Annotated in this window: 19 protein-coding genes and 1 pseudogene; 10 read left to right on the top strand and 10 right to left on the bottom strand. The window is 59.3% G+C overall.

The genetic code is table 11. The features are described 5' to 3' along the window. The first annotated feature begins 434 nt into the window (after positions 1-434). Positions 435-1,601, top strand: coding sequence for a type III PLP-dependent enzyme (locus FHR87_RS02090; RefSeq protein WP_183165017.1), 1,167 nt, complete (start codon positions 435-437; stop codon positions 1,599-1,601). A gap of 79 nt (positions 1,602-1,680) precedes the next feature. Here the strand turns inward: FHR87_RS02090 and FHR87_RS02085 are convergent, their stop codons facing one another. Both FHR87_RS02085 and FHR87_RS02080 read right to left on the bottom strand, forming a co-directional pair. Next, positions 1,681-2,460: an SEL1-like repeat protein gene (locus FHR87_RS02085; protein WP_183165016.1), complete on the bottom strand. Its 780-nt coding sequence runs from the start codon at positions 2,458-2,460 to the stop codon at positions 1,681-1,683. Next, positions 2,461-3,141 (bottom strand): Fe2+-dependent dioxygenase, encoded by a 681-nt coding sequence (locus FHR87_RS02080; protein ID WP_183165015.1) that lies wholly within the window; start codon positions 3,139-3,141, stop codon positions 2,461-2,463. It lies immediately after the preceding gene. A 154-nt stretch (positions 3,142-3,295) separates the two neighbouring features. Here FHR87_RS02080 and FHR87_RS02075 point away from each other — a divergent pair, with 154 nt between their 5' ends. Then, complete coding sequence (locus FHR87_RS02075) at positions 3,296-5,581, top strand: TonB-dependent receptor (RefSeq protein ID WP_183165145.1); 2,286 nt, start codon at positions 3,296-3,298, stop codon at positions 5,579-5,581. Positions 5,582-5,659: 78 nt separating this feature from the next. Here the strand turns inward: FHR87_RS02075 and FHR87_RS02070 are convergent, their stop codons facing one another. The 4 genes from FHR87_RS02070 to FHR87_RS02055 all read right to left on the bottom strand — a co-directional run bounded on the left by FHR87_RS02070 (position 5,660) and on the right by FHR87_RS02055 (position 9,334). Beyond that, positions 5,660-7,231, bottom strand: a complete 1,572-nt coding sequence (locus tag FHR87_RS02070) for a sulfite reductase subunit alpha (protein ID WP_183165014.1) — start codon at positions 7,229-7,231, stop codon at positions 5,660-5,662. Between the two features lie 63 nt (positions 7,232-7,294). Beyond that, the gene (locus tag FHR87_RS02065; protein ID WP_183165013.1) at positions 7,295-8,170 is read right to left on the bottom strand and encodes a DUF4198 domain-containing protein; all 876 of its coding nucleotides are present in this window, start codon (positions 8,168-8,170) and stop codon (positions 7,295-7,297) included. A 46-nt stretch (positions 8,171-8,216) separates the two neighbouring features. Next, positions 8,217-8,729, bottom strand: coding sequence for a DUF2271 domain-containing protein (locus tag FHR87_RS02060; protein WP_183165012.1), 513 nt, complete (start codon positions 8,727-8,729; stop codon positions 8,217-8,219). An 11-nt stretch (positions 8,730-8,740) separates the two neighbouring features. Then, positions 8,741-9,334 carry a PepSY-associated TM helix domain-containing protein gene (locus tag FHR87_RS02055; protein ID WP_183165011.1) on the bottom strand — a complete coding sequence of 198 codons (594 nt, stop codon included), beginning with the start codon at positions 9,332-9,334 and terminating at the stop codon, positions 8,741-8,743. A gap of 214 nt (positions 9,335-9,548) precedes the next feature. Here FHR87_RS02055 and FHR87_RS02050 point away from each other — a divergent pair, with 214 nt between their 5' ends. The 3 genes from FHR87_RS02050 to FHR87_RS02040 are packed head-to-tail and all read left to right on the top strand — an operon-like array spanning position 9,549 to position 11,877. Beyond that, on the top strand, positions 9,549-10,295 hold the full coding sequence (locus FHR87_RS02050) for a 5-oxoprolinase subunit PxpA (RefSeq protein WP_183165010.1): 747 nt from the start codon (positions 9,549-9,551) through the stop codon (positions 10,293-10,295). Further along, entirely contained in the window at positions 10,292-10,960 is a 669-nt protein-coding gene (pxpB, locus tag FHR87_RS02045; protein WP_183165009.1) for a 5-oxoprolinase subunit PxpB, read from the top strand. Before FHR87_RS02050 ends, pxpB begins: the two co-directional genes overlap by 4 nt. After that, the gene (locus tag FHR87_RS02040; RefSeq protein ID WP_183165008.1) at positions 10,960-11,877 is read left to right on the top strand and encodes a 5-oxoprolinase/urea amidolyase family protein; all 918 of its coding nucleotides are present in this window, start codon (positions 10,960-10,962) and stop codon (positions 11,875-11,877) included. The genes pxpB and FHR87_RS02040 overlap by 1 nt, the downstream gene beginning before the upstream one ends. Here FHR87_RS02040 and FHR87_RS02035 read toward each other — a convergent pair. Continuing rightward, complete coding sequence (locus FHR87_RS02035; protein WP_183165007.1) at positions 11,874-12,581, bottom strand: SIMPL domain-containing protein; 708 nt, start codon at positions 12,579-12,581, stop codon at positions 11,874-11,876. The genes FHR87_RS02040 and FHR87_RS02035 overlap by 4 nt on opposite strands. A 144-nt stretch (positions 12,582-12,725) precedes the next feature. Here FHR87_RS02035 and FHR87_RS02030 point away from each other — a divergent pair, with 144 nt between their 5' ends. From FHR87_RS02030 to FHR87_RS02020, 3 genes are all read left to right on the top strand, one after another. Further along, entirely contained in the window at positions 12,726-13,979 is a 1,254-nt protein-coding gene (locus FHR87_RS02030) for an ATP-binding protein (protein WP_183165006.1), read from the top strand. A 22-nt stretch (positions 13,980-14,001) separates the two neighbouring features. Beyond that, entirely contained in the window at positions 14,002-14,562 is a 561-nt protein-coding gene (locus FHR87_RS02025) for a response regulator transcription factor (RefSeq protein ID WP_183165005.1), read from the top strand. A gap of 90 nt (positions 14,563-14,652) precedes the next feature. After that, on the top strand, positions 14,653-15,594 hold the full coding sequence (locus tag FHR87_RS02020; RefSeq protein ID WP_183165004.1) for an AEC family transporter: 942 nt from the start codon (positions 14,653-14,655) through the stop codon (positions 15,592-15,594). Positions 15,595-15,749: 155 nt separating this feature from the next. Here FHR87_RS02020 and FHR87_RS02015 read toward each other — a convergent pair whose 3' ends face one another. Beyond that, positions 15,750-16,727: a LysR family transcriptional regulator gene (locus FHR87_RS02015; protein WP_183165003.1), complete on the bottom strand. Its 978-nt coding sequence runs from the start codon at positions 16,725-16,727 to the stop codon at positions 15,750-15,752. Positions 16,728-16,944: 217 nt separating this feature from the next. On the opposite strand from FHR87_RS02015, the pseudogene FHR87_RS19540 reads away from it, so the two are divergent. Further along, a pseudogene (locus tag FHR87_RS19540) lies at positions 16,945-17,601 on the top strand (TonB-dependent receptor); the annotation flags it as partial. Positions 17,602-17,796: 195 nt separating this feature from the next. Then, a complete protein-coding gene (locus FHR87_RS02010; RefSeq protein WP_221189704.1) occupies positions 17,797-19,548 on the top strand; it encodes an aryl-sulfate sulfotransferase in 1,752 nt (583 codons plus the stop codon). Positions 19,549-19,632: 84 nt separating this feature from the next. Here FHR87_RS02010 and FHR87_RS02005 read toward each other — a convergent pair whose 3' ends face one another. After that, positions 19,633-20,475 carry an ABC transporter ATP-binding protein gene (locus tag FHR87_RS02005; protein ID WP_183165001.1) on the bottom strand — a complete coding sequence of 281 codons (843 nt, stop codon included), beginning with the start codon at positions 20,473-20,475 and terminating at the stop codon, positions 19,633-19,635. After that, the gene (locus FHR87_RS02000) at positions 20,472-22,064 is read right to left on the bottom strand and encodes an ABC transporter permease (RefSeq protein ID WP_183165000.1); all 1,593 of its coding nucleotides are present in this window, start codon (positions 22,062-22,064) and stop codon (positions 20,472-20,474) included. Before FHR87_RS02000 ends, FHR87_RS02005 begins: the two co-directional genes overlap by 4 nt. Between the last annotated feature and the right edge of the window lie 134 nt (positions 22,065-22,198).

Here is a 22,198-nt window from a genome sequence, read left to right as displayed (position 1 = left end):
TAACGTCGGTCGGCAAGGTAATACGACATTGGAAAATGGTTGCGCTGAGCCTCGTTGTAACGAAATCGAGCCATGGCTTGCTGGGTTGTCCAGCCGATAGGCGCCGGCGAGGTTTTCCGGCTGGTTTCATCCTGCACGCTTCTGGGGCACCGGCTTTTTCGATAGCCCTGCGAATTCACGGGATTTTCATTTGATCTCGGACGCTTGTGGTTCTAAAGTTCGCGGCCGAACGTCCATGCTGGCAACGATCCATCCGGCTCAAGTACTGACGACGAGAGGTTGCCGGTTCTCCGGGACCGGTAATGCTCGGCGACATGCCTTGGGAAGTAGGCGAACCAAAGTGGGGAAACTGATCAGGCGTTCGGATCCGGCAATGCCGTCTGGCTTTGCACCACTTGTCCATCAATTCCTTGTTCCGCCACCTGGAGTCCAGTATGTCCGTCAAGATCGAAGACTACTATTCGCGTGAAACCTTCAAGAAAATGAAAGGGTTCGCCGACGATCGGGAAACCCCTTTCGTTGTCATCGATACCAACATCATTGCCCAGGCCTATGACGAGCTGGTCGGCAATTTCCCGTTTGCCAAGATCTACTACGCGGTGAAGGCCAACCCTGCCACCGAAATCACCGAGTTGCTGCGCGCCAAGGGTTCGAATTTCGATATCGCCTCGATCTACGAGCTGGACAAGGTGCTTGCCACCGGCGTCGAGCCGACGCGGATCAGCTACGGCAATACCATCAAGAAAGCCAAGGATATCCGTTACTTCTACGAGAAGGGTGTGCGCCTGTTCGCCACCGATTCCGAAGCTGACCTGCGTAATATTGCCAAGGCGGCCCCAGGCTCGAAGATCTACGTGCGTATCCTCTCCGAAGGCTCCACCACGGCTGACTGGCCGCTGTCCCGCAAGTTCGGCTGCCAGCCGGACATGGCGCTGGATCTGTTGATCCTGGCGCGCCAGTTGGGTTTGGAGCCTTACGGTGTCTCTTTCCACGTCGGTTCGCAGCAGCGCGATATCGATGTCTGGGACGCGGTTATTGCCAAGGTCAAGGTGATCTTCGAGCGTCTGCGTGAAGAAGACGGCATCGTCCTCAAGATGATCAACATGGGCGGTGGCTTCCCGGCCAATTACATGACCAAGACCAACAGCCTGGAAATCTACGCCCAGGAAATCATCCGTTTCCTCAAGGAGGACTTCGGTGATGAGCTGCCGGAAATCATCCTCGAACCGGGGCGTTCGCTGATTGCCAACGCCGGGATCCTGGTCAGCGAAGTGGTGCTGGTGGCACGCAAGTCGCGTACCGCTGTGGAGCGTTGGGTCTATACCGATGTGGGCAAGTTTTCCGGCCTGATCGAAACCATGGATGAAGCGATCAAGTTTCCCATCTGGACCGAGAAGAAAGGCGAGCTGGAAGAGGTGGTGATCGCCGGCCCGACCTGTGACAGCGCCGACATCATGTATGAGAACTACAAGTACGGTCTGCCGCTCAATCTGGCCAGCGGCGATCGCCTGTACTGGTTTTCCACCGGAGCCTACACCACCAGCTACAGCGCTGTGGAATTCAACGGTTTTCCACCGCTGAAGGCCTACTACATCAGCTGATGACTGGTTGTTTCCGGCTCGATGTGCCTTGCGGATTTCGGGAACATGTCGAGCCGAATGCCGGGGAACCGGCGGCGGACTACGACATGTCCTGCGGACGAGTTGTGCTACTTTCGAGGGCTTCGCAGCGACTGACATAGGCGGCGGTGATGTCCTGGATCGGCGCCAGCGCGGCGGCTAGCAGTTCGTCGCGCGCTTTACGCAGGAACTTCAGATGGCCGAGTACCAGTGCCTGTTGCAGCCAGTGGCGAGCCTCGTCCCAGCGTCCCTGATCCATCAGCACGCAGGCATGGCTGAACTGACCGCGAAAATCCCCCGCTTCGGCCGAGCATCGGTACCAATCGTACGCCACCGTGATATCGCGGGGTACGACCTGACCCTCTTCGAAATAACGCCCGACCAGGTTCATTGACTTGGCATGCCCCATTTGCGCGGCACGCTGGTACAGCTTGAAGGCCTGTAAAGGATCCTGCTTGACGCCACGGCCGGTGGCGACGAGGTTGGCCAGGTTATATAGCCCCCAGTCCAGGCCCAGGTTGGCCGCCCTCTGGTAATAGCCCGCCGCTTCTGCCGGATCGGCCGGGCAGCCCCAGCCATGTTCGAGGCAACGTCCCGCCATATTGTTGGCCATGCCATGGCCGCGAGCCGCCGCGATGCAAAACCACTTCAACGCCAACTGGGCATCCTGCTGGATGCCGCGTCCATCCAGCAGGATCTGGCCGAGCAGGACTTGGGCTTCGCAATCTCCGTGAGCCGCTTCCTTGATGATCAGCCGGGCGGCACCCAGCGGGTTATCGTGCAATTCTGCAAGGGCCTGTTCGAAAGACAGTTCCCGGCAACGATATAGCTTGTGGCTCACTCAGACCTCCACCCATTGGCGCAGCAGGTTGTGGTAGGTCCGGGTCAGCTCCACCAGGGCTGGATGGTCCGGGATGTCCTGGGTGAGCGTCTGGATGGAATTATCCAGCTCGTAAAGCAGGGTCCGCCGTGAATCCTCACGGACCAGGCTCTGAATCCAGAAGAACGAAGCCAGGCGCGCGCCTCGAGTGACCGGCTCGACCTTGTGCAGGCTGGTGCTTGGGTAGAGCACCATGTCACCAGCGGCGAACTTGATACTGGGAGTACCGTAGGTGTCCTGGATGACCAGTTCACCGCCGTCGTATTCGTCAGGGTCGCAGAAGAAGACCGTGGCCGACAGATCCGTGCGGACACGCTCGAGGCTATTGCGCACCTGGCGCACGGCGTTGTCGACGTGATAACCGAATACACCGCCTCCCGTATAGCAATTGAAGAGCGGCGGGAAAACCTTGTGCGGCAGGGCTGCCGACATGAACTGCGGGTTTTGCCAAAGCCGTTGCAGCAGAACTTCACTGATTTCACGAGCCAGCGGGTCGTCTTCCGCCAACTGCAGGTTCAGCTTGGCCTTGGCGGACTGATAACCGGCAGTGATTTTGCCATCCAGCCAGTTCGCCTGTTCCAGTGCCACACGGATTCGCTGGATTTCTTCGGCAGAAAAAAGCTGGGGTATGTGCAGCAGCATGGAGATTCCTTGCTAATGGGGAAGAATAGTGTGAATAAAAAATATTTTCATTTTCATTTGAATTTTACCGAGGATGCTCCAAAATTCAATCGAGATTGTTTCTCATTGTTTCATGTCATCAGGCAATCACTCGTTCAGGAACATATCGAGCATCATGTCTAACCAACCTCCGCCGTTTCAAAAGGGATCACGTTTGCTGGCATCCGCCATCGGAGTAGCTCTTTCCACGCTTTCCACCGCACCACTGGCCGAAACCGTAGGGCAGACAGATAAACAGATAAAGAAAGACACGTCGGAGAATCAATCTTCGGAGCCGGTAGCGCTCGAAGCGATGTCGGTAACGACTCAAGAAGAGACTCGTGGCAGCTACAAGGTGAATGAATCCGCCAACCGGCGGTATACGGCACCGCTTCGTGAAACGCCCAAGACAGTCACCGTTATTTCTGAGCAAGTCATCAAGGACACGGGTTCACTGAATCTGGTTGATTCGTTACGTACTGTATCCGGCATCACCTTCGGTGCTGGTGAAGGGGGCAATCCAGCGGGTGACCGGCCGATCATTCGCGGCTTCAACTCTGAAAGCGACATGTTCATCGATGGTCTGCGTGATGTCGCGTCCCAGACGCGTGAAGTTTTTAACACCGAGGGTATCGAGGTCAGCAAGGGCCCGGGTTCAGCCTTCGTCGGTGCCGGTTCGACTGGTGGGGCGATCAACATGCTTACCAAGACCGCCAAACAGCGTAATTTTGCTGATGTCAGCTACACCCTGGGGTCCGACCAAACCCGTCGCTCCACGCTGGACGCAAACTATATGGTGACCGATCAGGTCGCCTTTCGCCTGAACCTGATGAAACACGATGCCAACGTTGCGGGCCGCAATGATGTGGACGTAAGCCGTTGGGGGGTAGCGCCGACACTTACCATCGGTTTCGATACCCCAACCCGCCTGACGATGTCCTATTACCATTTGCGTACCGACGATATGCCTGATTACGGCCTGCCGTTGAGCCAGACGCATGGCACTGCCAAGCGGCGTCCGGTGACCGGCAGCCATGACCGCTTCTATGGTTTTTCGACCGACTATCGGCACAGCAATACGGATTATGGCTGGATCAAAATAGAGCACGATTTAGCCGAAAACCTGGTGTTGACCAATAGCTTCCGTCAAGTGCGTACTACCCTGGATTACGTTGTTACCAACCCGGATGACAGTAGAGGCAATATCGACAACAACTACGTTTATCGCTCACTTAAAAGCCGTGATTCAACATCCAAAGGTTGGGTCAACCAGACTGACCTGCGAGCCAAGTTCAATACATTCGGGATTGAGCACACCATGATCGTTGGTGCTGAATTCAGTTATGAAGATGTCCATAACCGGCCTTATGAATATCCAGATGTTTCTACAATAAATGGAGTTCGTGGTCGCGCTTCAGGGGCAGCCGCAGCAGGTGGATGTAACGCTAGTTATGTTGCACAAGGTTACTGCACAAGCTTGGGTGATCCCAGTTATAAGCAGGCCTATCCTGGAAGAATTGTTCGTGGCAGAGCCTACACCGATACTGACACCGAAACCGCTGCAGGCTTCATGTTCGATACGCTGAAATTCAACGACCAGTGGTCCTTGAACCTGGGAGTGCGTTACGACGACTTCGATACGAAGTCCTCGGGCGTTCGTTTGGTAAGTAGCAATCCGCAAGATTTCAAATTCAAGAACGACACCAACTTTTGGAGCTACCAGGCTGGTCTGGTGTACAACCCTGCATCCAATGGTTCTGTCTATTTCGCTTGGTCGACTTCATCCAACCCGGTGGGTGAAACCAGTGGCGAGGGTTCTGATGGACTCGCGGTTACGAATGCGGATTTGAAGCGCGAGAAAAGTCGTAACTGGGAAGTTGGTACCAAGTGGGACTTCTTCGATAACCGCTTGGGTATCAATGCCGCGCTGTTCCGCACCTTGAAGGATAATACCCGGCAGTTGGATCAGTCTGGTGTTACGCGCAACATTGGCCAAACCGAAGTCAAAGGTATCGAACTGGGTGTTAGTGGCAACATCACCAAGAAGTGGGAGGCGTTCGCTAACTACACTTATCTGGATAGCGAAATCAAAGATGGCCTCAACAAGGATAATCACGTACCCAGCACACCACGCAACAGCATCAGCTTGTGGTCGACCTATCATTTGTTGTCGGACTTGACTGTCGGTGGCGGTGCCTATTATGTCGACCAACGCTACGGTAATGCTCAGAACACCACCGAGGTATCCAGCTACTGGCGCTACGATGCCATGGCTGCCTACCAGGTGAACAAGCATCTGGACTTTCAACTGAACGTGCAGAACCTTACCGACAAACGTTACTTCGATCAGATTTATCCGACTCACTATGCCCATGTGGCTCCTGGCCGTACCGCATTGCTTTCGACCAATGTGCATTTCTGATCTAGTCTGATCGCTATAACGGTCGGTTTCCCCAAGCCCCTTGCCATCGATTGGCTGGGGCTTTCTTTTGTGTCCGTTTCAGTAGAGATCGCGCCGGTAGTGGCCGCTTGCCATTAGCTCGGTCATCTGTCGGGTACCGAGCAGGCCGTGCAGCAAGGTATCGATTTCGCGGCCCATGCCTTCCAGACTGCCGCACAGCAGGATATGGGCACCGTTGTTCACCCAGGCGCGTAGCTCGTCGGCGGCATCGCGCAGTCGATGCTGCACGTAGAGTCGCTCGGCCTGATCGCGGGAAAATACCAAGTCCAGCCGGGCGAGATGCCCGGTGCGGCGCCATGTCTCCAGTTCTTCCCGGAAAAAGCTGTCGTGGGCCGCATTGCGTTCGCCGAACAGTAGCCAGTGGCCGTGCTGACCGAGCTGTTGCCGTTCACGCAGATGGGCACGTAACCCGGCCAACCCCGTTCCGTTGCCGATCAGGATCAGGGGGCCGCAGTTTTCTGCCAGACGAAAACCTGGGTTGGCACGGATACGCAGATCGATTTCGGTTCCTGCTGCAGCATGCTGGCATAGCCAGCCTGAAGCGAGGCCGAGGCTGCCATCGGGATAGGTCATGCAACGAACCAACAGATCGAGATGGCCGTCTGCCGGGATCGAGGCGATGGAATAATCACGATGCGGTAGCAGGGGCAGGCTCGCCAGTAGCTGCTCGGCGGAGGCTGCTTCCAGTCCATCGAGGTCGGCAGGGAGTCGGCGGCGAGCCAGGTGCCAGGCGAGCGTCCGGCCATCCGCCAGGCAGTGCGCGCCGTTCAATTGCAACTGCTGCAGCAACGATGCCACTTTTTCCAGTGGCTGACAGGGGCCGATTTCGGCGATATCGCCAGCTTGCCAGTCGAGTCGGCCAGAGGCTGGGGTCAGCTGTAGATGGAAAACCGGCAATCCCTGGCTATCTGGGTTCAGGTTGGTACGTCGAGCCAGTGTCCAAGGCTCGAAAGCGGCTGTCTGCCATTGCTGATAAGTGGTATCGCCAGTCAACTGGCTGAGTTGTCGTTGCCACTGGCGCAGGATGGATGCATCGCCACGATCGGCGTCCAGCCGGTCGAACAGCGCCAGTGCACCCCGTTCGCGCAAGCGCAGATCGAGGCGCTTGGCGAAGCCGCAAAAATGCCGATAACGGCTGTCGCCCAAGGCAAGCATGGCGTACTTCAGTTGGGTAAGCGGTCCGTTGCTGGTGTTCAGGTATTGCTCGAAGCGTGCAGCATTGTCGGGCGCTTCACCTTCGCCGTAGGTGCTGGCCACCAGCAGCAGGTGTGAGATGCGTTGCAGGTCACGTTCGGACAATTCGTTGAGCGGCAAGGCCTGTGCCGTAAGCCCTGCTTCGTTGAGCTGCGCGGCGCTGCGTTCGGCCAGGTGCCTGGCCTGGCCACCCTGGCTGGCATAGGCGACGCAGAGAATATCGCCGCCGATAGGCGGTGAACGAAGACGGCGATGGTACTGCCAGGCCTGGGCACACAGACCGAGATAGCCCAGGCCGACCAGTGCCGCAGAGACTTCCCGTGGCGGTTGCCAGGAGAACAGGAATGCGGCCAGGGCCATGGCACCGAGCAGGGACCAGTAGCCCGGTGACCCGGCCGATGGAAGGGAAACACTCATGGCATGGATTCCCGAGACACGGGTTTTCGCGTGGCGAAAACCCTGTTTTCAGCGGCGGATGGGTCAGGGGGCCAGCACTTCCAGGGTCGCGCTGTAACTTGCACGTCGTTCGTTGGCTGGTTTGGCCACACCTTGCGTACTGGTCGTTTCGGCTTGCAGCCAGTACATGCCGGCGACCGGCCAGGTCACGCTGAATTTGCCCTGCTCATCGGTCTTTCGTTCTATCTCGCCCGTTTCGCTGCGATAGCGATTGCCGCCGGGAGTGATATTGACTTCCAGGTTCTTTGCCGGCTTGCCATCGATCAGGAGGGAAAATTCGGCTGTTTCACCTGCGAAAAGATCGTTGGGATGAGTGATCGGCACCAGTTCGAGTCCCTGGTTCGTCGGTTTCAGTACTGTTCTGGTCGGGTTGCCGGAGGTGACGAAGGTTTCCATCCGGCTGTCGCTCTGTGTCACTTTCAAGTCGGCAGCATTGGCCGGGACGTTATTGGCCAGTTCGCTGGCTTTGCCCATCCAGCGACGGGGCTGATCCTTATCCTTCCACGTGGCTAGCAAACCACTATTGGCTACGGCCAGTTTATAGGTGCCTTTTTGCTTCAGCTGTACATCGAATGTGGTTCGATAATGGCCGATATTGCCATTTTCAGCTGCGATTGAGCTGCCGTCTGGCGCTATTATCTGTAACTGGCTGGGCGGGCGGCGCATGGGCGCTTGGCCGCTGGCTGCGGGCGCTTGCAAGGGCGTACCAATACCTTCCAGCAGCAGGGGAACATGCTCGAAATAGAACAGGTCATTGGAAACCGCCGCGTCCACGGTAATCCACGAATCGTCGCCAGAAAGCACCGTGGCGGACGGTTGCATCCAGGCACGGTGGGCCTGGGCCGAGAGTGGCAGGCAGATAACCAGGGCTAGGGCAGTCCATTTAAAGGCGGGTTTCATGCAGGGCTCCTATGGTCAGGTGGCTGGGGGCAGATGGAAAGCGTGGTCAGGGTTTCAGCTGGATAGAAACGGTGCCAAGTTCCTGTTTGCCCTGGGCTTGTTGTTGTGCAGGTTGTTGCACCGGCCAGGTGAAAGGCACGCGCAGCAGTTCGCGTTCGCCGACTTCGCGGGCTGCTTCGACGACGACGAAATAGTTGCCTGGTGCCAGGTCCTTGAGCGGTGCCTTGTCGCTGGAGTAATGCAATTTGTGCGCGCCGGCGGCCTGAGTGGCACCGCTCACGCCATCCACTGGCAGCTCCAGGTTGCGTCCGCTCTTGCGCCACCATTGGCGCAGGTCTTTGAGCCATTTCTCGCCTTTTTTGTCGGCCATTTTCACGTCGTACCAGACAGCCAGATCGGCAGCATGGCTCTGATCGGATTTTTCCAGCCAGATGGCGATATAGGGGCGGTGGTATTCGGCTACGTCCAGGCGTGGGATTTCTACGCTGATATCCAGATTGGCGGCAAAAGCCGGCCCTGCGAGCAGAAGGGCAAGGGAAAACAACAGGTGTTTACGCATGAGAGAGTCCTTCAATGGATAAAAAGCAGTGCCAGCAGAACGGGAAGTACCAGGCCCAGGCCAATCAGCGGCCAGGTGGTTGGGCGGCCGGCTGCCTGGCGGTTGAGCAACAGCAGGCCGGAAATACTGAACACCACACAAAGTACGGCGAAGATATCGATGAACCAGCTCCACGCCAGGCCACTGTGGCGACCTTTGTGCAGATCGTTGAAATAAGCGATCCAGCCGTTATCGGTGGATTCGTATTCCAGCTCGCCCGAGTCGATGTTCAGGCTCAGCCAGGCATCGCCGCCGGGGCGGGGCAGGGCGATGTAGAGTTCTGGGCCATTCCATTCGGGAATGCGTGCGGCCAGTTCGACCGGCAACTCGGCTTCGAGCCAGTTGCGCAGTGTCTCGGGTAGTCCGTTCGTGGGTATCCGGGCCAGTAATTCACCTTGTAGTGCTTCAGGTAAGTGAGTGTTTCGATTGCTTACTTGAGGGCTGGATTCGATCTGGGAGGCATGGTTAAGCGTGACGCCGGTGATGGCGAACAACAGCATGGCGGCCAGGCACAGTGCCGAGCTGATCCAGTGCCACTGGCGCAAGGTGCCGATCCATAGACGCATAAATATGTTCTCAACCTGACGAGCAAGGCCGATATGGCAGCTTTCGGGGGAATCACCGCGTATGCATGAGGATTCTAAGAGTAGCCGGATATCGGTGTGAAAAATTTACCGATAATATACATTCTCGATAGGCATGAATCATGAGTTGTCGGGCTGTCGCATCTGCGAGTAATTTCCGCTTGCGCAGGGGCTCTGGACTGTCCAGGCTGGCTTTATGAAACGACGCATTCTTCTCAATTGCGATATGGGTGAAAGCTTCGGTGCCTGGGTAATGGGCAACGATGAGCACGCCATGCCGCTGGTCGACCAGGCCAATCTGGCCTGCGGCTTTCACGCGGGCGATCCCTTGATCATGCAACGCAGCGTAGCTCTGGCGGTACGCCATGGCGTAGCTGTCGGTGCGCATCCGGCCTATCCCGATCTGGTCGGTTTCGGGCGCCGTCATCTGGCTTGTTCACCGGATGAGGTAAAGGCTCAAGTGCTCTATCAGCTCGGTGCGCTGGATGCCTTCTGCCGCGCAGCTGGCACCCAGGTTGACTATGTCAAGCCGCACGGCGCGCTCTATAACGATCTGGTACGCGATGATGCGCTGCTGGAGGCAGTTCTTGAAGCCTGCGCCGCCTATCGTCCGGGATTGCCGCTGATGGTTCTGGCACGGGTCGACAATGGCCGGGAGAGGCGTCTGGCTACTGCAGCGGGAGTCCCGTTATGGTTCGAAGCCTTCGCCGACCGGGCTTATCAGGCCGATGGGCAACTGGTGGCGCGGCATCAGGCCGGGGCGGTGCACCACGATCCGCAGCGGATCGTCGAGCAGGCCGTTGCCATTGCTTGTGGCGAGCCTTTCGCCGACTGTGATGGCCAGCCATTGCGGCTGACAGCCGACAGTCTATGCGTGCATGGTGACAACGCCGAATCGCTGGCTGTGCTGGAGCGTCTGCGCGCAGCGCTCGATAGCGCATGATTCGTTGCGAGCCGGCCGGTGCCGAAGCCCTGCTGCTGGTATTGGCCGATGAGCCGGATGGCGATCTGCCGTTGCAGATCGCCAATCTGGCCGAGCGTATCCGTGTTGCACTGGGGCCACTGCTGATTGATCTGGTGCCGGGCTGGACCACACTCTTGCTGCACTATGACCTGCGCTTTACCGATCATCATGGCCTTGCCAAATGCCTGCAGCCATTGCTGGATAACTGGCGGTCGACAGGTGCAGCGGATGCCTGCATGCATGAGATTCCGATCTGTTATGACGGCGAGGATCTGGCCTTGGTGGCGCAGGCCTGTGCGTTGACCGAAGCTGAGGTGATCGCTTTGCATACCGGTCGCTCATATCGAGTCGGTGCCATCGGTTTTGCACCGGGTTTCGCCTATCTCAGCGAGCTGGATGCACGTCTGGTCCTGCCGCGCCGGGCCACGCCGCGCACGCGCGTTCCGGCCGGCAGCCTGGCCATTGCCGAGCGGCAGACGGCGATCTATCCGCAGGCTTCGCCGGGTGGCTGGCACCTGCTCGGACGCTGCCCTTGGCGCCTGTTCGACCCTGCCAGGACACCGCCATGTCTGCTGCGGATCGGTGATCGGGTTCGTTTCGTCGCAATCGATGCGGTACGTTTCAAGCAAGAGGAGCAGCGATAGTGACCGGTTTACGCGTGCTGCATACCGGTTTTCCCTGTCTGTTGCAGGATGCCGGTCGTTATGGTTGGCAGCATCTGGGCGTTTCTCCATCCGGGCCGCTGGATTGGCATGCGGCTGCCTGGGCCAACCACTTGCTGGGGAATGCCTGGGGAGCTCCTTTACTGGAAGTTGCCCTGGGTGATTTCCACCTGCAAGCCGGGGTCGATACCTGGATCGCCGTTTGTGGCGCGGACGTGCCGATAGCGGTTGATGACGTGCCGCAGCCTGGCTGGTCGCGTTTCCCTGTGTATGCCGGCCAGCATGTGCGGTTGGGGCTGGCCCGTAGTGGTCAGCGGGCTTATCTGGCGGTCGCTGGCGGGCTGGTGGCACAACCGGTACTGGGCAGCCTGGCGACGCAGGTTCGCGAAGGGTTGGGGGGGCTGGATGGTAAGGGTCGAGCGTTGCAGCGTGATGATGTGCTTGTCTGCGCCGTTGCCAGCCTGAAAGGCAAGGCTAGCGTGCCGTGGCCTTATATTCCTGATTATCGCCGGCTGTCTGAGTTGCGGGTCATTCCTGGCGCTGACATGGAGGGTTTTGCCGATGGTGAGATTGAGCGGTTTTTCAGCTGCAAATGGCGGTTGAGTCCGCAATCCGATCGCATGGGCGCGCGCCTGCTCGGCGAGCCGCTGACTGCGCCGAAGCGGCAATGGTCGCTGGGCGTGACGACCGGCGCTATCCAGGTTCCGCCCGATGGCCAGCCGATCATTCTGCTGGCCGACCGCCAGACCATGGGTGGCTATCCGCTGTTGGGCTGGCTGCATCCATTGGATGTCTGGCGCCTGGCACAATGCCCGGCGCACCGGGAACTGAACTTTATAAAAACGGAACTGGAATCGGCACAGGAGGATTTGCGCCGTTTCTACCGGTTCTTCCGTTAGGGCAGTTGCACTTCTATCGTGCCATCGGCACTGACTGTGATCTGCTGGGTTCCAGCTTCGATTTCGGGGATCGGTGCAGCGGCGGTATGCATATCGGCCTTCATTGCCATGCTGCGCATGATCGGCTGGTAACCGCTGCCGTTGTTCAGGTTCAGGCTGATCAGTTTATAACTGCTGGCGCCAAGCGCTTCGGTGACTACCTGGGCGCGGGCCTTGAAGGCCGTGACTGCGTCCTTGAGCATGGCATCCTCGTTCTGCTTGCGCAGTGCATTGGAGACGCTGAAATACATGCCGCTCATTTTCAAGGTCTTCATCAGTTCGCCAGTCAGGCTGGAAAGAGTAGAGAAATCGCTACTTTCCAGACGAATCTCGGCATGTTCGCGCCAGGCACTGATTTCCTTGCTGTCTTTTTCGTAAACGGGGCGGCTGCTGCGGCTACCCGTGCTGATTTCCACGCCCTTGGCCTGGCGGGCCTGCTGGATGGCTTTGTTCAGCGTTTGGGTGATCGTGGCGGCAAGCTTGGCCGGATCGCTGGACTGCTCCTCGGTATAGAGCGTGACGTGCATGCGGTCACGCACGACCTCGCTGTCGACTTCGGTCCGCAGCGATACCTGATTGTAGTTCTGTTCGGCAAATGCTGGATAACAGAGCAACGTGCTGGTCGCCAGGGCGAGAGATAGCGAGGCGATTTTGGGCACAGACATGTAGTTTCCTTATCGAATCCGACAAATGGCCTTTGACTTTAGCCCATCTGCACTCGTTCGGTCGCTTTTTGTGCGTCAATTCGACTCATCCCGGCAGGGCTTTCGGATCGCTTCGGTATACTCGCCGATCGTTACGGAGATCCCATGTACGCACCTGTCCAGTTGCTATCTGCCAGTCGTCTGAATTTGCATCTGCTCGTCCTGATCCGCGTGCTCGTCCTGGCTGCCCAGGCCGGCTCGGTAGGGCTCGCCTATGCAACGCACATGGTAAATCTGCCCTGGGTATCGATTGGTATTACCCTTGCCGTTTCAGGAGTCTTGTGTCTGGGTAGTGCCATTCGCCTGCGTGGACCGTGGCCGGTCACGGAGGTGGAATATGCGATGCACTTGGGAGTGGATCTGCTCATCCATGGGGTGTTGCTGTATTTCACCGGTGGTTCGACCAATCCCTTCGTCTCCTACTATCTGGTGCCTCTGACCATCGCCGCCGCTACCTTGCCCTGGCTCTTTACCATTACCCTTTCCGGGCTGGCGCTGGGCAGCTATACAGCGCTGCTGGTGTGGTACGATCCACTGAAAATCGAGCCGACGCATCAGGCGACCCTGCAGGTCTATGGTTCGTGGCTGAGTTTTGCCCTGGCGGCGGTACTGATCACCTTTTTCGTTGCCCGGATGGCCGAAGAGCTGCGTCTTCAGGATCGGCGACAGGCTGCCCGACGTGAGGAAAGCATGCGCGACCAGCAATTGCTGGCAGTCGCCACCCAGGCCGCCGGTGCGGCCCATGAATTGGGTACGCCGCTGGCGACCATGAGCGTATTGCTCAACGAGCTGCGCCAGGAGCGGGACGATCCGCAACTGCAAGAGGATCTTGCTCTGTTGCAAGCACAGGTCAAGCTCTGCAAGGAAAGCCTGCAACAGTTGGTCCGTGCCGCCGAGGCAGATCGCCGCCAGGCCATCCGCGAACAGACCGCGAGCGAATGGGTCGAGGCGGTTGTACAGCGCTGGCACCTGATGCGACCCGAAGCGCATTACAGTTACAACTGCCTGGGACCGGGCAGCCCGCCACGCTTGATGCCGCCGGCGGATCTTTCCCAGTCATTGATGAATCTGTTGAACAATGCCACCGATGCCTGCGCCGATGATCTGGATATTCGTCTGGATTGGGATGCGCAGGAAATCAAGGTCACCATCCGCGATCATGGCCCAGGCGTACCGCTGGCGATTGCCGAGCAAATCGGCAGGCCATTTTTCACTACCAAAGGCAAAGGTTTCGGGTTGGGGCTATTTCTCAGCCAGGCCAGTGTCAACCGGGCAGGCGGTACGGTCAAACTGTACAACCATGAAGATGGTGGCACCTTGACCGAACTATCCTTACCCTACGGGCTGGCGCGTGCCTGATCGCAAGCAAGGGGATATGCGAATGACTGAAGAACTGCATCAAGATGGGGAAGAGCAGCCCCTGATTCTGCTGGTGGACGACGATGCGACGTTCACTCGCGTAATGGCCCGTGCCATGGGCCGTCGAGGCTTGCGAGTGAATGTCGCGGGTTCGGCCGAGGAAGGCCTGGCCATGGCCCGGGAGGAAATGCCGGATTACGCCGTGCTCGACCTCAAGATGGAAGGGGATTCCGGCCTGGTCCTGCTGCCGAAGCTGCTCGAGCTCGACCCGGAAATGCGTGTGTTGATCCTCACGGGTTATTCGAGCATCGCTACGGCGGTAGAGGCGATCAAGCGCGGTGCCCGCAATTATCTGTGCAAGCCGGCCGATGCCGACGATGTGCTGGCCGCACTGCTGTCCGAGCATGCCGATCTGGACAGTCTGGTGCCGGAAAATCCGATGTCGGTCGATCGCCTGCAGTGGGAGCATATCCAGCGCGTGCTGGCCGAACACAATGGCAATATTTCCGCTACCGCCCGTGCCTTGGGGATGCATCGGCGGACCTTGCAGCGCAAATTGCAGAAGCGTCCGGTCCGGCGCTGATCGAGAGCTGTCTATCGTTTGGCAACCCCGCCGTCCTGCTTGCGGTGGGTAACCACCATGCTCCATTGCCGGGCTACCGGAAATCCTCGCATGTTCGCTCTTCTGCACGAAACCCTCACCATCACCGCGCCGGTCTTTTGCATGCTGCTGGTTGGCGTATTGCTCAGGCGAATTGGCTTGATCGATGAGGTCTTCATCTATAGCGCCTCATCTCTGGTGTTCAACGCTACCATGCCGACCTTGCTGTTCCTTGGCATTGTCGAGATGGATCCCGATGTACCGATACACCCAGGCGTATTGGTCTATCTCTGTCTGGCCTCGGTGCTGGGGTTTCTGTTCGCCTGGGGCTGGGCGCTGCGGCATTGCCCTCGTGCAGATCGTGGCGTCTATGTCCAGGGTGCCTTTCGCGGTAACAACGGTACCGTCGGGCTGGCGCTGGCTGCCAGTTTGTATGGCAGCTATGGCCTGTCACTGGGCAGCGTGATGGCGGGGGCAGTGATTTTGTTCTACAACGGCCTTTCCTCCATCGTCCTGGCAGTCTACAGCCCGACTGCCAAGACCGACGCCTGGAGTCTGTGCAAGACCATCCTGCGTAACCCGCTGATCATTGGCGTGCTGCTGGCGAGTCCGTTTGCCTGGTTCGATATCCGCCTGCCAACCTGGCTGCTGACGTCAGGGCACTATTTTGCGCAGATGACCATGCCACTGGCGCTGATCTGCATCGGTGCCAGCCTGTCGCTGTCTTCTCTGCGCCGCAGCAGCGAACTGGCGTTCAGCGCCAGCTTGATGAAGATGGTCTGGCTGCCCTTGGTCAGCACGTTGGGAGCTTGGCTGCTGGGATTTCGAGGTGCTGATCTGGGAGTACTATTTTTGTATTTTGCCAGCCCAACCGCCTCGGTCAGCTTCATCATGGCCCGGGCAGTGAACGGCAACCACGAACTGGCTGCGGCAATCGTCGCGATCACCACAGTGGCAGCCGTGCTCACCACTAATATTGGGCTTTTCGTGCTGCAGTGGGCTGGCTGGATTTAAGGCGCAAAAACCGCTAAAGAGCGCTGGAGGCTGGACCGAGAAGGTTTTTCGTTCAGCCTCCAGAGGCTTCCAAAAAGCTGCTCGATAGAGAGCTGAGTAAAATGAAAATACTCCTGTTCTCGGTCTCCAAGGCTGCATTATCTGCTTTGGGTTGATCATTCTCTTGCATCAGTGCTGCCCTCGTTCACCCTGTCCTGCAACGGCTGGTTGGTATCGGGAGCGCTCGGTGCTTCGTCCGTCTTGATGATGCGTTCCGTCATGGCCAGGGCCAAGGGCGATAAGGAGTAGCCGCTACGGCTGACGATGCCGTAGCGTGTGAAGTACTCCTCCAGATCGTTGGACAGATCGGCCAGTTCCAACATCACCAGGCTGTCTTGGGCGAGGAAGGGGTCAAGATTGCCCAGCCCGGCGATGCCGATGGCATCGGAGTTCAGGACCACATTGAGCAGGGCGTAGGCATGCTCGCATTCCACACTCGGCGCAAAATCCTGCCGGCCACTGGAATCCACCAGCACTTTGCGGATGTTCGGTGGGCGGAAGGTGGTGGCCAGTGGATAGTCGAAGATATCGGCGGTGCACACCGTTTGCCGAGTGCTCAGTGGATGGCCGGCGCGACAATAGAAGTGCCACCGCTGCGGCTTCAGCTTGTGTACGCGGTAATCGGGATCAACCTCGAATCGGCGGGTGTCGGCAACGAAAAATTCGATCTCTTCGCTGGCCAGGCGGCGGTTGAGCTCCTGCCAGCAGTCCACTTGGAGCTGCACCTGTGCCTTGGGGTAGTCACTGATAAAGCGACCGACGGCCCTGGGGATCAATTGAGACGCTGGTGCCGGGCCAGCGCCGAAACGCACCACCCCCATTTGCAAGCTGTTGAACTGGCTTATCTCGTTGGCCAGATTACGTGCGCCGTGCACCAGGCGCCGAGCATGTTCCAGCACTAGAAGGCCCTGCTTGGTGGGGCAGAGATCCTTATTCGTACGATCCACCAAGCGACAGCCGACGCTGTGTTCCAGGGCCTGGATGCTGCGACTGAAGGCGGATTGTGAAAGGTTCACTGCGGTGGCGGCCGCACCGAAGCTGTGGTGCTCGGCGAGGGCGACGAAGTGGCGAAGTTGACGGAGATCTATATGCATTTTCTACATTGAAAAATTCGGTGAAATGCAATTGCTGAATAGTGTGTCGGTTCCTTATAAATGCAATTGCTTATTCCTTAAATGAACAAATATAAATATATATATTCTTTTTTGGGATATGAGATTTGTTCATACCACTGTGATTCGGTTCCGCTAACGGAAGTGCTCGCTCAGGTTGCTAACCCACATGGAGTGTTGCATGAATCCCCCTACCCAAATCCGGCCAGATACACTGGCAACTTTTACCCCCTCGCTGAAATCCTGGACGCTGGCCGTGTTGCTGATCGGTGATGGCCTGATATTGCCTGGCCAGGCTCAAGAGGTAGTCGACAGTGAACCTGTCGCAAGGCAGGACACACAACTGGGTACTGTCACCGTCAATGCCCGGCGCCGCGAGGAAAGCGCCCAGGACGTGCCGACGCCGATCAGCGTGCTGGATGGGCAGACCCTAGAGAATCAGCGTATCTACCGCGTGCAGGATCTGCAGCAGTTGGTGCCCAGCGTGAATGTCTCTTACGTGCATGCGCGCCAGTCGAGCATCTCGATCCGCGGCCTGGGCAACAACCCGGCCAGCGACGGGCTGGAGCCCGCGGTCGGGACCTACCTGGACAACGTCTACCTGGGGCGCCCCGGCATGGCCGTGTTCGACCTGCTGGACGTGGAACAGATCGACGTGCTGCGGGGTCCCCAGGGCACATTGTTCGGCAAGAACACCACGGCGGGGGTGATCAACATCAGCACCCGCAAGCCGACTTTCCATCCTGAGCGCAGCGTCGAAATCTCCGGTGGCGAGGACGGCTATTTCCAGACCAAGGGCAGTGTTTCGGGACCCTTGAGCGACACGTTGGCGGGGCGTCTGTCGGGTGGTAACACCAGCCCCTATTTTGTGGCCCCTTCCTCGGCGGTTGCCGGAGCAATTTCGTCTACCGCGCCCAGCCGGTGCCTTTCGACTGGGTTCCGGACGAGTCGGTCGGCGCCTGAGTTCCCGGCGCCGACCCGGAGAGCGGGCGCCATTCACCGGCGCCCGCTCTCCGGGCCTCACACACTTACCCTTTCCAGGAGTTTCAGCATGAGTCATTCCGAACAACAGCGTTCTTCCGAGCAGAGCGGCCTGTCCGAACAGGCGCTGCCCGAGGGTGCCTGCCTCGCCGCCCGCATCCCCGACAGCGAGCAGGCCCGGTTGGGCGACATCGTCGTCAATCCCTATCGCTTGGCCCCGCTCACCGCCATCATCCGCGACGGCGGTCGGCGCATCGCCCAGGCTCGGGTGCGGGTCAAGGGCCGGGGCGAGCAGGGCGTCGACATCGACTATCAGGTGCAGGACCGCACCCTCTGGACCCACGGCGGTATCCCGGTGTTCGGTCTCTATCCGGACCATCGCAACGAGGTCGAGGTGGCCTACAGCCTGGATGGCGAACGCATCCGCGAGCGCTACTTCATCTACGCCCCGGCCGTGCGCCTGCCGGTGGTGGCCGCCCAGGAAAGCGCCTTGCCGCGGGTGGAACCGCTGAAGGTGGCGCCCGAGCTGAAGAAGCGCCTGTACCTGTTCAACCACCTGCTCACCGAGATCCCCGGCAACCGTCAGTTCCGCTGGAACGCCCAGGGGGGCGCCGCCGAGTGGGATTCGGTGGGCTTCAACTGGATCACCGATACCCGGGGCGAGGTACGCTGGTACCTGGACATCGAGCAACTCCACGACTCCAGCCGCAAAGACGGGCTGGGCGCGAGCATGGGCTTCCAGCAGACCCGCGACGGTCACCTGATCTGGGGCCAGGGCCAGCGCTACTACAAGCACGATCTGCTGGGCCGCACGATCTGGGCGCGCAGCCTGCCGGAGAAATTCGCCGACTTCTCCCACGAGATCCGCGAAACCGCCAAGGGCACCTACCTGCTGCGGGTCGGCACCAGTGACTATCGCCGCACCGATGGCAAGCGGGTACGCACCATCCGCGACCACATCCTGGAAGTGGACCAGAACGGCGATGTGCTGGACTTCTGGGACCTCAACCGGATCCTCGACCCCTATCGCGCCGAACTGCTGCACACCCTGGGACGGACCGCCATCTTCCTCCCGGAAGGCGTCGTCAAGAGCGACAGCCTGGAGGAAAACGAGCACAACGAGAGCGACGCCCTGCCGTTCGGCGATACCCCCGGCGTCGGCGCCGGACGCAACTGGGCCCACGTCAACGCCATCGACCACGACCCGGCCGACGACAGCATCATCGTCTCCGCCCGCCACCAGGGCGTGGCCAAGATCGGCCGCGACAAGCAGGTGAAATGGCTGCTGGCCGATCCGCGCGGCTGGAGCGGCGCCCTGCGCGACAAGGTGCTCGCGCCGGTGAACGCCAGTGGTCGAGTGCTGGAGCAGAATCCCGACGGCAGCTATCCCGAAGGTTTCGACTGGTCCTGGACCCAGCACACCGCCTGGCTCAGCGGCAAGGGCACGCTCACCGTATTCGATAACGGCTGGGGCCGGAACCTGGCGCCCACCCGCCTGGAAGGCAACTACAGCCGCGCAGTGGAATACCGCATAGACGAGGAGAAGGGCACCGTGCAGCAGCTCTGGGAATTCGGCAAGGAACGCGGCGACGCCTGGTACAGCCCGATCACCTCGGTGGTGGAGTACCGGCCGGAAACCGACACCCTGCTGATCTACTCGGCGGCGATCGGCTTTTTGACCCCGCAACGGCTCACCCGGCCGGTACTCAGCGAAGTGAAATACGGCACCCGGGAGGTGCTCAGCGAGTTCCGCGTGGTCAGCGGTCAACCGGGCAACGTCGGCTACCGTGCCTTGGTGATCGATTTGGACAGAGCCTTCTGACGTATTGGGCAGGTATGCAATCGAGAGCGCTGATAGCAGCGCTCTTCGCGGTTTTCGGGCAAGCGTATGGAAGGCGCTCGGCAATCACTGCCGATCGGCGACAGGAGCCGCTGCCGTGTGCGTTATGGCATGCCCGTCGCTGGTCAGTTCGAACAGCAACTCTTCGCGCAGCCGCTGGAATGCCTGGTGATTACGTTTGCGCGGGTGCGCCAGGTCGATGGTCACGATGCGCTTGATTCGCCCCGGTCGCGGTTCCATTACCACCACGCGATCAGCGAGGAGGACTGCCTCTTCGACATCATGGGTGACCAGCAGGCTGGTGATGCCGGCGCGGGTGCGAATGGCCAGAAGTTCCTCCTGCATCTGCTGGCGGGTCAGCGCGTCGAGGGCCCCGAAAGGCTCGTCCAGCAGCAGGATGCGCGGGCTGGCCACCAGGCCGCGAGCGATGGCCACGCGCTGGGCCATGCCGCCAGAGAGCTGGTGCGGGTAGGCGCGCTGGAAACCATCGAGGCCGACCAGTTGGATGAATTCGTCGATCCGGTGCAAGCGTTCGGCCTGCGTCAGTTTTTCGTTGACCAGGCCCAGTTCGATATTCTGTTCCACGCTCAACCAGGGGAACAGGCGGTGCTCCTGGAAAACGATGCCGCACTCGCCGCCGATGCCATCAATGGGCTTGCCGTCGACGTGAATTTTTCCGTGGAACTCCCGATCCAGACCCACCAGCAGCCGCAGCAAGGTGGATTTTCCGCAGCCGCTGGAGCCGAGGATGGCAATGGATTCACCTTCGTGGATATCCAGGCTGAATTCGCGAATGGCTTCCAGCTCGCCGCCTTCCACCGTGAATCGTTTGCTGACGTGCTCAAAGCTGACGATGGATGGCAGCTGAACAAAAGGTTTGGAGGCATCTGGCGAGATCAAGCTGTTCATGCGGTTCTCCAACGCGTGGCGCGCGCTTCGATCAGTTGTCCGAGGGTATTGAACAGGGCGCCGGTCAAGCCGATCAGCAGCATGCCAGCCATCACCTGATCCATGCGAAACAGCTGTTGGGCGCCGATCATCAGGCTGCCGATGCCGCCGTCCGAGGGCATGAAGTATTCGGCGCCGATAGTGCCCAACCAGGCGAAAATCAGTGCCAGACGCAAGCCAGCGAAGATCGCCGGAGCGGCTCCCGGTAGTACCAGGCACAGCAGGTGTTGGCGCCAATTCAGACGCAGTACGCGGGCTGCTTCACCAAGTTGTGGAGAAAGCCCGGCGATGCCGCGCTGGGTGGCGATGAGCAACGGGAAAAAGGTAGCCAGGCTGACGAATACCAGCTTGGCGCCTTCGCCGAGGCCGAACCAGGCAGTGAGTAGCGGCACCCAGGCGAAGATAGCGATCTGCCGCAATGCCGACAGGGTCGGGCCGAACAGCCGTTCCGCCGGGTGGCACAGACCGAGCAGCGTGCCCAGCAGCAGACCGAGCCCGCCCCCGAGCAGCAGGCCGCCCAGGGCCCGGCCGAGGCTGCGCCGCATGGCGTCGGCCAGGCTACCATCGAGCAGGCCCAACCAAGTGGTGTGCAGCACGTCCAAGGGCGCAACAAGGATATTGGCGTCCACCCAGTGCAATTGCACGCTTAGTTGCCACAGCGCCAGCAGACCCAAGGGCAGCAGCCAGGGTTGCAGGCGTTGCCAGCCGCGCCCGCCGGCGTGGCGGCGAAACTCGGCGGTGGCCGGGTGCGGCCAGAACACCAGGCGCTGATCGAGGAACTGAATGCCGCGATCCAGGGCCACGCCAAGCAGGCCGATCACCAGGATGCAAACGAAGACGATATCCAGCATGAACAACTGCCGACCCCAGACCATCAGATAGCCAAGCCCCTCACTGGAGGCCAGCAATTCCACCGCCAGCAGTGACGACCAGCCGGTGGCCAGGGCTAGGCGTAGACCGGCCATGAACGAGGGCAGTGCTGCCGGGATGACCAGCCGCCACAGACGCAGATATGGCGGCAGGCGCAGCACTGCCGCGGCTTCGTATAGACGTGGCGGAATATCGCGCACGCCAACCAGGGTATGCACGGTGATCGGCACGATAATCGCCTTGATCAGCACCACCAGCTTGAGCGCTTCGCCGATACCCAATAGCAGCATGAACAGCGGAATCCAGGCCAGGGTCGGAATCTGTGCCAGAGCGGCGAAAGTCGGGTAGATCAGGCGTTCCGCACGTGGGTTGGCACCCAATAGGGCACCGAGCAATACACCGCTGATCACGCCACCGAGTAATCCCCACGCAAGACGCTGCAGACTGATGCTGAGGTGCCACCAAAGCTCGTCCTCGCCCAGCTCTAGTAGGGTCTGCCAGACCAGGGTTGGCGCTGGCAGGATTTGCTCGCTCATCCAGTTTCGTTGACTGGCTACTTGCCACAGCAGAAACAGGCCAAGCGGCAGCGCCCAGGGCAACAGACGATCAGTCAACCGCGCCCAGCGAGGCCAGCGTCGAGGGAGGAGGGTGGGCCGCCTGAGGAAAAACGCGCGCGACATGCTCAGGCCTTCACTGGAAGAGGCGAACGATGGCAGTACGGCTTATGCCTTATCTGTATTATTGGAATATAAAAATTCATAATAAGTCATTTTGGTGATAATAAAGGCTGTTTATAAAGAGCTGATAGGTCGTT

Source organism: Azomonas macrocytogenes, from assembly GCF_014191985.1.
Taxonomy (GTDB): Bacteria; Pseudomonadota; Gammaproteobacteria; order Pseudomonadales; family Pseudomonadaceae; genus Azomonas; species Azomonas macrocytogenes.
This window is presented reverse-complemented; position numbering and strand designations above follow the sequence as displayed.